Origin of the sequence: Saccharopolyspora sp. NPDC049357 (genome assembly GCF_040677225.1) — a bacterium.
Classification (GTDB): Bacteria; Actinomycetota; Actinomycetes; order Mycobacteriales; family Pseudonocardiaceae; genus Saccharopolyspora.
In genome coordinates, this window is record NZ_JBFAQJ010000030.1 from 76,456 (window position 1) to 88,175 (window position 11,720).

Annotated in this window: 15 protein-coding genes and 1 tRNA gene; 9 read left to right on the forward strand and 7 right to left on the reverse strand. The window is 69.4% G+C overall.

Annotated elements, in window-relative coordinates:
• Positions 1–2: 2 nt before the first annotated feature.
• The 5 genes from AB0J91_RS23195 to AB0J91_RS23215 all read right to left on the reverse strand — a co-directional run bounded on the left by AB0J91_RS23195 (position 3) and on the right by AB0J91_RS23215 (position 4,086).
• Positions 3–1,430, reverse strand: coding sequence for a HAMP domain-containing sensor histidine kinase (locus tag AB0J91_RS23195; protein WP_363872393.1), 1,428 nt, complete (start codon positions 1,428–1,430; stop codon positions 3–5).
• An 11-nt stretch (positions 1,431–1,441) separates the two neighbouring features.
• On the reverse strand, positions 1,442–2,137 hold the full coding sequence (locus AB0J91_RS23200; protein WP_363789367.1) for a response regulator transcription factor: 696 nt from the start codon (positions 2,135–2,137) through the stop codon (positions 1,442–1,444).
• 128 nt (positions 2,138–2,265) lie between these two features.
• A complete protein-coding gene (gene rpmF, locus AB0J91_RS23205; protein WP_132673836.1) occupies positions 2,266–2,418 on the reverse strand; it encodes a 50S ribosomal protein L32 in 153 nt (50 codons plus the stop codon).
• A gap of 193 nt (positions 2,419–2,611) precedes the next feature.
• Entirely contained in the window at positions 2,612–2,863 is a 252-nt protein-coding gene (locus tag AB0J91_RS23210; protein ID WP_363872346.1) for a type B 50S ribosomal protein L31, read from the reverse strand.
• On the reverse strand, positions 2,860–4,086 hold the full coding sequence (locus AB0J91_RS23215; protein ID WP_363872396.1) for a GTP-binding protein: 1,227 nt from the start codon (positions 4,084–4,086) through the stop codon (positions 2,860–2,862). Before AB0J91_RS23215 ends, AB0J91_RS23210 begins: the two co-directional genes overlap by 4 nt.
• A gap of 98 nt (positions 4,087–4,184) precedes the next feature.
• Between AB0J91_RS23215 and rpmB the strand changes: the two genes are divergently transcribed.
• The 7 genes from rpmB (at position 4,185) to AB0J91_RS23250 (ending at position 7,904) form a co-directional block, all read left to right on the forward strand.
• The gene (rpmB, locus tag AB0J91_RS23220; RefSeq protein ID WP_363872349.1) at positions 4,185–4,421 is read left to right on the forward strand and encodes a 50S ribosomal protein L28; all 237 of its coding nucleotides are present in this window, start codon (positions 4,185–4,187) and stop codon (positions 4,419–4,421) included.
• Positions 4,421–4,588: a 50S ribosomal protein L33 gene (gene rpmG / locus AB0J91_RS23225; RefSeq protein ID WP_363872352.1), complete on the forward strand. Its 168-nt coding sequence runs from the start codon at positions 4,421–4,423 to the stop codon at positions 4,586–4,588. Before rpmB ends, rpmG begins: the two co-directional genes overlap by 1 nt.
• Positions 4,589–4,727: 139 nt before the next feature.
• A complete protein-coding gene (gene rpsN / locus AB0J91_RS23230) occupies positions 4,728–5,033 on the forward strand; it encodes a 30S ribosomal protein S14 (protein ID WP_363872355.1) in 306 nt (101 codons plus the stop codon).
• A 4-nt stretch (positions 5,034–5,037) separates the two neighbouring features.
• Entirely contained in the window at positions 5,038–5,262 is a 225-nt protein-coding gene (rpsR, locus tag AB0J91_RS23235; RefSeq protein ID WP_363872358.1) for a 30S ribosomal protein S18, read from the forward strand.
• A 79-nt stretch (positions 5,263–5,341) separates the two neighbouring features.
• A complete protein-coding gene (gene bluB / locus AB0J91_RS23240; RefSeq protein ID WP_363789362.1) occupies positions 5,342–6,022 on the forward strand; it encodes a 5,6-dimethylbenzimidazole synthase in 681 nt (226 codons plus the stop codon).
• Between the two features lie 57 nt (positions 6,023–6,079).
• Positions 6,080–7,570, forward strand: coding sequence for a GGDEF domain-containing protein (locus tag AB0J91_RS23245; RefSeq protein ID WP_363872361.1), 1,491 nt, complete (start codon positions 6,080–6,082; stop codon positions 7,568–7,570).
• A 261-nt stretch (positions 7,571–7,831) separates the two neighbouring features.
• Positions 7,832–7,904 (forward strand) — tRNA-Arg (locus AB0J91_RS23250).
• Positions 7,905–8,182: 278 nt separating this feature from the next.
• Here the strand turns inward: AB0J91_RS23250 and AB0J91_RS23255 are convergent.
• Entirely contained in the window at positions 8,183–8,821 is a 639-nt protein-coding gene (locus tag AB0J91_RS23255; protein WP_363872363.1) for a LysE family translocator, read from the reverse strand.
• Between the two features lie 146 nt (positions 8,822–8,967).
• On the opposite strand from AB0J91_RS23255, the gene AB0J91_RS23260 reads away from it, so the two are divergent.
• Entirely contained in the window at positions 8,968–9,447 is a 480-nt protein-coding gene (locus AB0J91_RS23260; RefSeq protein ID WP_363872366.1) for an Lrp/AsnC family transcriptional regulator, read from the forward strand.
• A 253-nt stretch (positions 9,448–9,700) separates the two neighbouring features.
• Here AB0J91_RS23260 and AB0J91_RS23265 read toward each other — a convergent pair whose 3' ends face one another.
• On the reverse strand, positions 9,701–10,336 hold the full coding sequence (locus AB0J91_RS23265; protein ID WP_363872369.1) for a helix-turn-helix domain-containing protein: 636 nt from the start codon (positions 10,334–10,336) through the stop codon (positions 9,701–9,703).
• A 96-nt stretch (positions 10,337–10,432) separates the two neighbouring features.
• Here AB0J91_RS23265 and AB0J91_RS23270 point away from each other — a divergent pair, with 96 nt between their 5' ends.
• Positions 10,433–11,638 (forward strand): cytochrome P450, encoded by a 1,206-nt coding sequence (locus AB0J91_RS23270; RefSeq protein WP_363872372.1) that lies wholly within the window; start codon positions 10,433–10,435, stop codon positions 11,636–11,638.
• Positions 11,639–11,720: the final 82 nt, after the last annotated feature.

Below are 11,720 nucleotides of genomic sequence, written 5' to 3' on the forward strand. Positions count from 1 at the left end.
GTTCATTGCTGTTCGTTTTGCTGAGAGTTCCCCGGCAGCGTCATGCGCAGCAGCGCGCCGCCCTCGGGAGCCTCCGCAGCCAGCACCGACCCGCCGTGGCGCTCGGCGACCTGCTTGACGATCGACAGCCCCAGCCCGGAACCGGGCAGCGTCCGCGCGTCCGACGACCGGTAGAAGCGCTCGAAGACGTAGGGCCGGTCGGCTTCGGTGATGCCAGGTCCGCTGTCGGCGACCTCCAGAACCGCCAGCCCGGTGCCCTCCTTCGGGTGAAGGTCGACACGCACGTGGCCACCGTCGGGACTCCACTTCGCGGCGTTGTCCAGCAGGTTCAGCACCGCCCGCTCCAGCGCGGTCGCATCGCCCATCATCACCCACGGGTTCAGCCGCACGTCGAACTCGGTGCGCGGCGCGCGCCGCCTGGCCCGGCCCAGCGCGCGCTCGACGACGTCGACCAGGTCCACCGATTCGTGCACGGCCTGCGGGGTGTCCTCGCGCGCGAGCTCGACCAGGTCACCGACCAGCGCGGACAGCTCCTCCACCTGGGCCTGGACGTCGGAGAACATCTCTCGCCGGTCCTGCTCGGACAGCGCGGGCGCGTCCGGCCGGGCGGCCGCGAGCAGCAGCTCCAGGTTGGTGCGCAGCGAGGTCAGCGGCGTGCGCAGCTCGTGCCCGGCGTCGGCGACCAGGCGTCGCTGCCGCTCCTGGGATTCGGCCAGAGCGCTGAGCATCCCGTTGAAGCTCGCGGTCAACCGCGCCAGCTCGTCGTCGCCACTCACCGGGATCGGCCGCAGGTCGCCGGTCAGCGCGACGCGTTCGGTGGCGGCGGTCAGCCGCTGCACCGGTCGCAGACCGGCGCGCGCCACCGCGGTCCCAGCGGCCGCGGCGAGCAGGATGCCGGCCCCGCCCATCACCACCAGGACCACGCTGAGCTGCGCCAAAGTCCGCTGAGTGGGTTGCAGGGAGGTCGACATGACCAGTGCCGCGTTGCGCCCGGTGGGCACCGCGACGACGCGGCTGTTGCTCGCCTTGTCGGTGCGCAGCGAGCGCTGGACCTCGCCCTTGGCCACCGACAGCTCCAGCACGCTCATCGGCGGGCGCTGCTCCGGGCCGAACACGGTGCCGTCGGCGGAGAGCACGTTGATCTTGAAGTTGGTGGCGACGAAGAACGCCACCGGAACCTGCTGCAGGTCGGAGGTGCGCACCAGCGGCCCCTCGGCCGCCTCCACCGCGCGTTCGGTGAGGCTGTCGTCGAGCTGCTGGTAGAGGCTGTCGCGCACGGTCACGAACGCCCCGACCGACACCAGCGCCACCGCTCCCGCCACGCACATCGCGGCCAGCCAGGTGACGCGGTTGCGCAGCGACACCCGCTGCAACCTGCTGGGCGGCGGAGGGTTGTCCAGGTCGGGCGGCGGCGGTGCCGGAACGGCCATCGGATTGCCCATCATGGCGGCGTCTCGCGGAGCACGTAGCCAACACCGCGAACGGTGTGGATCAGCCTCGTCTCCCCCTCGGCCTCGGTCTTGCGGCGCAGGTAGCCGATGTAGACCTCCAGGGCGTTGCCCGAGGTCGGGAAGTCGTAGCCCCACACGTCTTCGAGCAGCCTGCTGCGGGTGAGCACCTGCTTGGGGTGTGCCATCAGGAGTTCCAGCAGGGCGAACTCGGTTCGGGTGAGGCTGATCGAGCGCTCGCCGCGGCGGACCTCGCGGGTCCCCGGGTCCAGCTCCAGGTCGGCGAAGCGCAGCGCGGCGGGCTGCGCGTCGGGGCCGCCCTCGAGCGGGGTGGCGCGGCGCAGCAGCGCGCGCAGCCGGGCGAGGAGCTCTTCGAGGGCGAAGGGCTTGGGCAGGTAGTCGTCGGCGCCGGCGTCGAGCCCGGCGACCCGGTCGGACACGGCGTCGCGGGCGGTGAGCACCAGGATCGGCAGGTCGTCACCGGTGCTGCGCAGCCGCCGCGCCACCTCCAAGCCGTCGAGCCGGGGCATCATCACGTCGAGAACCATGGCGTCCGGGCGGTTGTCGGCCAGGTGGTCCAGTGCTTGTTGACCGTCCGCGGCGAGCTCCACTTGGTACCCGTTGAACTGCAGGGACCTTCGCAGCGACTCCCGCACGGCACGATCGTCGTCGACGACGAGGATGCGCATGCGGACAGTGTTACCCGTTGCCCTGAGAACGAGCTGAGAGCCCCCGCCCGACCTCGCCCGTCGAGGTGACGGCCGTCTCGGTCCGGCGCGCGTCGTTCACTCGGCGTGACGACGCGCGCCGGATGAGCTCACTTCTCCTGGAAGTGGCGGATCAACGCGCGCGGCACCAGCTTCCGCTCACCGTCCACCACGATCGGCACCAGCTCGGGCGCCTTCGCCTTCCACTGCGAGCGACGGTGCCGGGTGTTGGCCCGCGAGGTCTTGCGCTTGGGAACTGCCATGTCAGGTCCTTCTCTCGGAGTGCGCTGCTTCAGGTGTGGGACTCAACTCGCACCGCCGCGGGTTCTCAGACGTCTTCTGGGGAGGACAGCCGTAGCGCCGTGCAATTGGCATACATGAGTCTCGGATCCCGGAGCCAGGAGGCGTCTGAGGCTCCGCTACCCGCACCGCCAAGCAAGTTGAGTGATGCCTCTGTCAACCTCGGCGGTCGCCGTAGCGACGGCGGAACTTCTCGACCCGGCCCTGGGTGTCCATGACCCGCTGGTTGCCGGTCCAGAAGGGGTGCGAGTACGCGGTCACGTCGATCGTGATCAGCGGGTAGGTTTTGCCGTCCTCCCACTCGATGCGGGCGTCGGAGGTCGCGGTGGAGCGGGTGAGGAAGCTCTTGCCGGTGGTGCGGTCCTGGAACACCACGGGCTCGTAGCGGGGGTGGATGTCGGGTTTCACTGGTTTCCCTTCAACTCGGATTCAGCGGGTTCGGCGCACGGTTCGGTGCGCCAGTCGGCGAACGGGTCCGGGTACTGCGCCCACTCCTGCTCTCCCGCGGCGAGTTCGTCGTCGGTGAGCACAGCGTCGCGCAGCGCGCGGACGATCTCGTGCGGGTCGGCTTCGTGGGCGATGACGACGAGTTCGTTCATCCGGTCGCCGTAGTAGTCGTCCCAGGTCAGCTCGGCCCTCAGCCGCCGGTCGTCGGACAGGCCGTCCCAGTCGTCGACGGTCGCCAGCCACGGTCCGGCGTGGGCGACGGCGAGCCCGCCGCCTGCGGATTCCAGCCACAGCGAGTCGTCGGGCTGGCTGGCCACCCAGAACCGGCCGCGGGTGCGCACCACGCCGTCCAGCAGCATGTCGACGGCTTCGTGCAGCCGCTTCGGGTGGAACGGGCGGCGCTCCTCGAACAGGACGGTGGCCACGCCCGCGTCGGTGTCCAGCGACGGCTGGCCGCGCAGCAGGCGGCCGTGCGGCCCGTCGACCTCGCCGCGCCGGGAGTCGTCGGGGATGCGCGTCAGCAGCGCGGACAGGTCCAGGTCGTCGAGGTGAGCCAGCGGTGCCGACGGGGTGAGCCGGGCGAGCACGGCCTCGGTGCGGACCCGCTGCCAGCGGTCCTCAGCGGCTCCGACCAGCACGATCGCGTCGGCGAACTCGGCCTGCCCGACGGCCACCTGCGCCACGGTGCGCTCGTCGTCGGCGCTGCCGCCCAGTCCGCGTTCGGCGAGCTCCTCCTCGCCGGAGGCGTCGGGCAGCCAGCTTTCGAGGTCGACCGCGGTCAGCACGGCCTCGATGGCGACGTCGGTGAGCAGCGGGCGGCCGTCGACCTCGACGTGGCGCAGGGCCCAGCAGATCGCCTCGGGCTCCAGCGCCGGGTCGAGCCGGATGACGATGCGGTTGATGTCGGAGGCGGCGGCGAGCCTGCGCAGCAGCGGCAGCAGGTCTTCGCGCAGCGTGCAGGACACGCAGCCGTGCGCGAGTTCGAGGACGTGACTGTCGACGTGGTCGCCGTGCCTGACCTCGCGGCGCACCACTCCTTCGGCGACCGAGCGCAGGTCGGCGTGCACCAGCGCGGTTCCTGACGGGTCGCGGAGGCGCGCGACCTCGGCCGCCTCGGCGACCTGGCTTTCGCGGAGGCCGGCCACCAGCAGCAGCGGCGTCCGCTCGGACGGATCGGTGAACATCCCCACCTCAATCGACAACGGTTTTCATCTTCGCTGCCGACACGCTACCCTGGCCGTCCAGCTATATGAAAATGGATGTCGTTATCGAGAGGTAGGTCATGTCAGTCCGCTGCCAGGTGACCGGCAAGAAGCCGGGCTACGGCAACCAGGTCTCGCACTCCAACCGCAAAACCCGCCGCCGCTGGCTGCCCAACGTGCAGAACAAGCGCTACTGGCTGCCCGCCGAGAACCGGTGGATCCGGCTGCGGGTGTCGACCAAGGGAATGAAGACGATCGAGAAGCGCGGCATCGACGCGGTCGTCGCCGACATGCGCGCACGAGGGGAACGCATCTGATGGCCAAGAGCACCGACACCCGACCGGTGATCAAGCTCCGCTCCACCGCGGGCACCGGATTCACCTACGTCACCACCAAGAACCGGCGCAACAACCCCGACCGCATGCGCCTGCGCAAGTACGACCCGGTCACCCGCAAGCACGTCGAGTTCAGAGAAGAACGCTGACCAACCCCAGGTCACCACCCACCCCGGGGTGACCGGATTTCAGTGGAAGTCCGGAACCCGATTTCCACTGAACTCCGTACCCCGATTTCCACTGAAATCACGAAACCACCGGTCGAGGACGCAGAGCAGAGAGGACATCGTGGCCAAGAAGTCGAAGATCGCTCGGAACGAGCAGCGCAAGGAGGTCGTCGAGCGGTACGCCGAGCGGCGGACCGAGCTGAAGCGGATCATCGCCTCCCCCGAGACCGAACCCGAGGCCCGTTTCGAGGCCCAGCGCGAGCTGCAGCGGCAGCCCCGGGACGCCAGCCGGGTCCGGCTGCGCAACCGGGACACCGTGGACGGACGTCCGCGCGGCTACTTCCGCAAGTTCGGGCTGTCGCGCGTGCGCCTGCGCGAGATGGCGCACAAGGGCGAGCTGCCCGGCGTGACGAAGTCGAGCTGGTGATCGCATGCGCCGACCCGTCGAACGCCGCAAGAAGCCGAATCTCCTGCAGCGCGAGGGCGTCGTCCAGGTCGACTGGAAGGACGTGACGCTCCTGCGCAAGTTCATCTCCGACCGGGGCAAGATCCGCTCGCGCCGGGTCACCGGACTGACCGCGCAGGAGCAGCGCGAGGTCGCCAAGGCGATCAAGAACGCCCGCGAGATGGCACTGCTCCCGTACCACCACAAATAGGACGATCCGGTCGAACGCCGTGCGATACCGGTCACCCTGAACCCGGGTGACCGGTATCCCCGGTGCAGCATTGACCGCGATGAAGACCCCTGGACACACCCCCGGCCTGACCGATTCCGCACCCGCCGCCGAGCTCTACGACGTGATCAACCGCAGGCGGGACGTCCGCCGCGAGTTCTCCGGCGCCGAACTCCCCGAGCCGGTGCTGCGCCGCGTGCTCACCGCCGCGCACACCGCGCCGAGCGTCGGGCTCTCCCAGCCGTGGGACTTCATCCTGGTCCGCGACGCGAACACGCGCCGCACGTTCCGCGAGCACGTGCTGGCCGAGCGCAGCGTGTTCGCCAGCAAGCTCGACGGCGAGCGCGCCGACACCTTCAGCAAGATCAAGGTCGAGGGCATCGTGGAGTCCTCGCTCGGCATCGCCGTCACCTACGACCCGCGCCGGGGAGCACCGCAGGTGCTGGGCAGGCACGCCATCGCCGACGCCGGGCTGTACTCGGTGTGCCTGGCGATCCAGAACCTGTGGCTGGCCGCGACCGCCGAAGGCCTCGGGGTGGGCTGGGTCAGCTTCTACCGCGAGGAGTTCCTGCGACGGCTGCTCGGAGTTCCCTCCGAGGTCAGGCCGGTGGCATGGTTGTGCGTGGGACCGGTTCGCGAGCTCGCCGACACTCCGGACCTCGAACGGCACGGCTGGCGCCAGCGGATGCCTCTGGACGACGTCATCCACTACGAAGCGTACGGACGCGGTCGCAACCGGTAACCTCGGACAAGTCGCTCACCCGAGCGGCCACGATGACGTGCTGACGACGAGGTCGCGGTGCAGCCGGAGGAACTACCGCTCGCCGGGCACATCCCGGCCCAGGACCGCCAGGTCAGGCGGCTGCTCGGCGCTGGCAGCTTCACCGAGGCCGACGCCGCCTTCGACGAGCTGCTCGCCGGCGGCTCGAACTTCGTCGACGGACGCTGGGTCCGGTCCACGGTCCTGGTGCACCGCGCCCTGCTGGCCTGGCGGTTGGGCCGCATCCCCCTCGCCCTGGAGCTCATCGCCGAGGGCTGGACCGAGCTCGACACGCAGCCGCCGAGCGGCGGATCGGCCGCCCACACCGTCAGCATGCTGGGCTTCCTGCTGGAGGGCATCGGGCGGCGCGGTCCGGCGATGGACCTGATGTCGCTGGCGGTGCAGATCGCCCGCGACTCGGGCGACCAGCCCTCGCTGGCCCACTGCGAGCTCCGCGAAGGCATCGCCCGTGTGTTCCGCGCTGCGAGCCAGCCCGAGCAGGCCGCCCACCAGTTCGCCGCAGCCCGCGAGCTCTGCGAGGAAGCCCAGTCGCTGGCCAAGCCGGGACGCATCAAGCGCAGCGCCCTGGCCTGCCTGGCCCGGTCGCTCGCCGGCACGGGCGACGTGGAGGCGGCCGAGCGCGTCGCGCACGAGACGCTCACCCTCAGTCGCGACACCTCCGACGGCTACGCGATGGCGCTGGCGAACTGGGTGCTCGCCGTCCTCAGACGCTCGCAGGGCGTCCTGACCGAGGCCCGCACCTTCGCCAGCCGCGCGCTCGAGAGCGCCGAGAACATTCACGAATCGTTCCTGATGATGCAGTTCTCCCGCGAACTCGCCGAGATCTGCAGACAGCTCGGCGATCCGGTGGGCGAGGCAGCGGCCCTGCGCCGCGCGGTGACCGCAGCAGTGTCGGCCGTGGACATCCTCAAAGAAGGTCTAGGCCAAGCCCTGGAACAGCGCAGAGTCGCCACGCAGGCGCAGCGGATGGCGATGGCGGCCCGCGAAGCAGCCCTGCGCGACCCGCTCACCGGCCTCGCCAACCGCCTGGGCCTCGAACGCATGGCCCCCGTCCTGCTGGAACGAAACGCCTCGGCCGGCCGGACCCCGTGGCTGGTGCTGCTCGACGTCGACTACTTCAAGAAGGTCAACGACTTCGCCGGGCACACCGCGGGCGACGTCGTCCTGCAGGAAGTCGCCAACCTGCTGCGCCGCGAATGCCGCGCGGGCGACCTGCTGTGCCGGTGGGCCGGTGACGAGTTCGTCGTGCTGCTGGTCGACGCCTCCGAGGATTCCCTCGAAGCCGGCCCGGTCGTCGCCGAACGCATCCGCGCAGCGGTCAACGCCCACGACTGGCGACTGGTCCTGGGCAGGCTGGAGAAGAAACCAACGGTCAGCATCGGCGTGGCCTCCGGCCCCCACAACCTGGACCAGCTGTTCGCAGCCGCCGACATCGGCCTCTACAAGGCCAAACGAGCAGGCCGAAACCGAGTGGAGAACGGCACCGACCAACCAGAACCCAACCGATGAACGCCGAAACGGTTTTGACGCAACCTGTTTCATTGGAAACTGTCCCATGTGGACCCTCTAGACGGCATGCGTTCAAGACCGCTAAGACACCGATGGCGCCGAAGTGATCAACGACGGTTCTCCGCGACCTGACCACCTCACGAGCACACCAGCAGTGAAGACCACCTGGTCATAAGCGCCGACCGCGATCAGCGGAGAACACGGCCCGCAGACACGACCAGGTGCCGAACCCGAACCCCCAGCCAGGTACCCTCCGATCAGGCCCTCGTAGCTCAGGGGATAGAGCACGGCTCTCCTAAAGCCGGTGTCGCAGGTTCGAATCCTGCCGGGGGCGCTTTCCACTACCTTCAGAAAACCGCCACTGACCAGGCATATCCGGTCAGGGGCGGTTTTGTGCGTCGGTCACTGTCGGCTTCTGACTGCCGGGGTCAGCCGATAGTTACGTGCAATGCGCGTGCACAAGGAGCCAGGTCTCTGCATCTGATCAGTCGCCAAGCCGTATTGGAGCACCGGATCGGTCTCGACCAGCTCGGCGCGCATGCGCGTTGGGCTTCTTCTAGGCGTGCTAAGCACGACGCTGTTCGCGCATCCGCATCCCGCTGGCGCTTGTCCCTAACTTTCCTGCAGTACTGACCAGGCGGTGCAGAGGGAGAAGGTCAAAAGGCACAGCCCGGCCACGGTTTCCATCAGAACGCCGGACCTGGGCCCGGTTAGGAACCGACGGCTGCGCGTCGCGAACCAGGCCGCGCAGCTCAAGAACGCGAGTCCGATGCAGGCCTGGATCAGTCCCAGCGAACCTCCGATCCACAGATCCAGGTGCTGCCCCAGGAACAATCCCGGCATGACGGCCAGGTAGAAGACCCCGATCTTCGGGTTGAGCAGATTCGTCAACAGGCCCGTGACGTACGCGTTGCGCGGTCGGATCGCACGGGGTTCCAGACCCGCCTCGATCGAGGTCGCGGCGGCCGCCGCCGACCGGAAGCATCCCACCGCGAGATACAGCAGGTACGCCGCACCCAGCAAGGCAAGCGCCGTGTACAGGGTCGCGTTCCGGGTGACGATCAAGGCCACTCCCACCCCGGAGAGCGCTCCCCAAATCACGGGCCCGGTGACCACCCCGAGGGCGGTGGCAATGCCGGTGCGGGCGCCGTGTGCACTGCTCATCCGCAGAACGAGGATCGTGTCCGCGCCGGGGGTCAACACGACCACGAGCGCCAGACCCGCGAAGACCAGAAAGGGACTCGAGTTCAACGTGAGATCTTCCCCTCGCGCTACATCCCTGGGGCTGTGCCCAGTCACCTGGCGCATCGCTTCGGACTGCCTCGTCGCAGGGCCGGGCGATGGACTTTGACGCGCATGATGATGTTCGATCGATCGCCTGAGGGGGGCTTGTGCAGATGGATGAAAAGCAGATGACCAGCGAGACCTTGAATTCATTCGACTCGGTCGATCATGAAATCCTGGCCATCTTGCAGACCGAAGGACGCCTCGGGGCCACCGAGATCGGCCGGCGGGTCAACCTCTCCCAGCCGGCCGCGTCGGCGCGGATCAAGCGCCTGGAACAGTCCGGGGTGATCACCGGCTACCGAGCGGTGGTCGACCCGGCGCGGCTCGGGATGAACATCCACGCCACCGTTCGGCTCCGCACGACCCACGCGCGCATCTCCGCGTGCCTCGACCACTTCGCCCAGCTGCCCGAGGTCATCAACATCTACCGACTCACCGGCGAGGACTGCTTCCTCCTCGACGTGCACGCCGCCAACGCCGAACGTCTGGAGGCAGTCGTCGACAGCATCGCTCGCTTCGGGCCCGTCAACACCTCGCTGGTCCTGCGGACCTACGAACAGAAAACGATCAATCCTCGCGCCGACTGCTAGTGCACGCCTCCGATGGAGGTCCCGCTCGCGGACACCTCGCGCAGGCCTCGCCCGGTCACGGAGTGGTCGACCCGACGCCTGCTCCGGTTCAGAGTTGGTTCTCTCCTCCGTCCGGGTAGAGGTTGGCTCCGGGCGATGCGGGAGCCGACCGCCCGGCAGGTCGCGGCCTCGTTCCTCGCCGGATCCGTGCGCGCATGAAGGCCGGCAGCGAGATCTCCCCGAAGCAGGACCGGCAGTTCAGCCGCTGGGAGTGTCAGCCCGACGGCGTCGGTGGGTGGGTGAGGCGGCGGAGGGCGTCGGCGACGTGCTCGCGGTGCTCCTGGAGGACCGGCTGCGGGATGCCGTCGGAGGTGGCCGTGGCGACGAGGTCGTCTGTGGCCTCGCGGAGGGCCGCGCTCGTGGCCGCTGCCTGCATGCGGACTTCGAGGGAGTCGGCCGGGAGGCCCATGCGGTCGGCCAGGACTTCGGCGAAGGCGGGTTCGGCGCGTTCGCGGAGAACCAGGTAGAGGGCGCGCAGCGCTGGTTCGTCGTGGGTCATGCGGATGACCGCCAGGACCGCTTCGATGTCGTCGCCCGCGTCGGGCACGGGCGTGTAGGCGGCGCGCAGGTGCTCGGCGAGTTCGAGCTCGGGTGGCCAGGTGCGCAGCACCGCCCCGAAGGCGTCGATGGACTTCGACAGCAGCGGCTCGACGCAGCTCTCCTTGCTGCGGAACCAGCGCCACAGGGTGCGCTCGGAGATCCCGGCGGCGCGCGCGATCTGCTCGCCCGAGGTCGCCGCCACCCCGTGTTCGCGGAACAACCGCACCGCGTGGCGGGAGATGTCGAGTCGCTGCTGCTGTCTTTGCTGGTCACTCGCCGGCGGGCGGCCGCGGCGGGGTCGTTCGACCACTGAGAGCTCCCTCAGGCCGGCCGGGTTCGTGTTGACACACCCTAATCCGCCCAACATTATTGTCAGTGACTGCCAGTTAATGCATCGAGGAGACCCATGAGCTCAGTAGCCGAGCGCCTGCGACTTCCCTTCCCGAGGCCGAACGTTCTCGACCTCGCTCCGCTGTACGAGGTGCTGCGCCGCGAAGCGCCCGTCGCTCCGGTCACCACCCCGGCGGGCGACCCCGCGTGGCTGGTCACCCGGTACGACGAAGTGCGGACGCTGCTGAGCGACAAGCGGTTCGGGCGCTCCCACCCGGAACCCGAGAGGGCGTCGCGCGTGTCGACCGCCGCGGTGCAGGACGGTCCGACGGGCAACTACGAGACCGAAGAGGCCGACCACGCGCGCATGCGCCGGCTGCTGACTCCCGCCTTCTCCGCCAAGCGGATGCGGATGCTGACCGACCACGTGCAGGAGCTGGTCAACAGCTACCTCGACCAGCTGATCGCCGGGCGCGAATCCGGCGACGTCGTCGACCTGCACTCGGGCCTGGCGTTCCCGCTGCCGGTCGCGGTCATCTGCCAGCTGCTCGGCGTGCCCGAGAGCGACCGCGAGCACTTCCACTCGCTGTCGAGCCGGATGGCGACGCTGGCCGCCGACGACGATCCCCACCGGGCGCGTGAGGAGTTCAACTCCTACATGACCGAGCTGGCCGAGTCCAAGCGCGATGACCTGGGCGAGGACGTCATCTCGGACCTGGTGCGCGCCCAGGACGAAGACGAGACCTACGACTACGGCGAGATGATCCGGCTGTGCGTCGGGCTGCTGTTCGCCGGCCACGAGACCACCGTCAACCGCATCGGCCTCGGCGTGCTGTTCCTGCTGACCCAGCCCGAGCACTGGAAGGCGCTGACCGGCGACCCGTCGGGACGGGTCAACCGCACGGTCGAGGAGATCATGCGGCTGGGCGCCCCGGGTGATCTCGGGCTGCTGCGCTACGCGCACACCGATGTCGAGATCGGCGACGTGACGATCCGCCGCGGCGAGGCCGTCATCCTGTCGGTCAACGCGGCCAACCGCGACGAGACCGCCTACGCCGACGCGGAAGCCTTCGACCCGGACCGCGAGGAGCGCACCCACCTGGGCTTCGGGCACGGCGCGCACTTCTGCATCGGCGCCAGCCTCGCCCGCACCGAACTGCGGATCGTCTTCGAAACCCTCGCGCAGCGCCTCCCCGACCTGCGCCTGGCTCGGGAGATGGACGAGCTGGAGGTTCGCCCGACCATCACCGGCGGAGTCACCTCCCTGCCCGTGACCTGGTAGTCGACGTGGTGGGGGGGGGGGGGGGGGGGGCCCCCCCCCCCCCGGGGGGGGGGGGGGGGGGGTGGGGGGGGGGGGGGTTGGT

Coding starts and splice junctions, on each gene's coding strand:
- AB0J91_RS23195 (WP_363872393.1), bottom strand. CDS start 1,430: ATGGCCGTTCCGGCACCGCCGCCGCCCGACCTGGACAACCCTCCGCCG.
- AB0J91_RS23200 (WP_363789367.1), bottom strand. CDS start 2,137: ATGCGCATCCTCGTCGTCGACGACGATCGTGCCGTGCGGGAGTCGCTG.
- rpmF (WP_132673836.1), bottom strand. CDS start 2,418: ATGGCAGTTCCCAAGCGCAAGACCTCGCGGGCCAACACCCGGCACCGT.
- AB0J91_RS23215 (WP_363872396.1), bottom strand. CDS start 4,086: ATGTTCACCGATCCGTCCGAGCGGACGCCGCTGCTGCTGGTGGCCGGC.
- rpmB (WP_363872349.1), top strand. CDS start 4,185: ATGTCAGTCCGCTGCCAGGTGACCGGCAAGAAGCCGGGCTACGGCAAC.
- rpmG (WP_363872352.1), top strand. CDS start 4,421: ATGGCCAAGAGCACCGACACCCGACCGGTGATCAAGCTCCGCTCCACC.
- rpsR (WP_363872358.1), top strand. CDS start 5,038: ATGCGCCGACCCGTCGAACGCCGCAAGAAGCCGAATCTCCTGCAGCGC.
- bluB (WP_363789362.1), top strand. CDS start 5,342: ATGAAGACCCCTGGACACACCCCCGGCCTGACCGATTCCGCACCCGCC.
- AB0J91_RS23260 (WP_363872366.1), top strand. CDS start 8,968: ATGGATGAAAAGCAGATGACCAGCGAGACCTTGAATTCATTCGACTCG.
- AB0J91_RS23270 (WP_363872372.1), top strand. CDS start 10,433: ATGAGCTCAGTAGCCGAGCGCCTGCGACTTCCCTTCCCGAGGCCGAAC.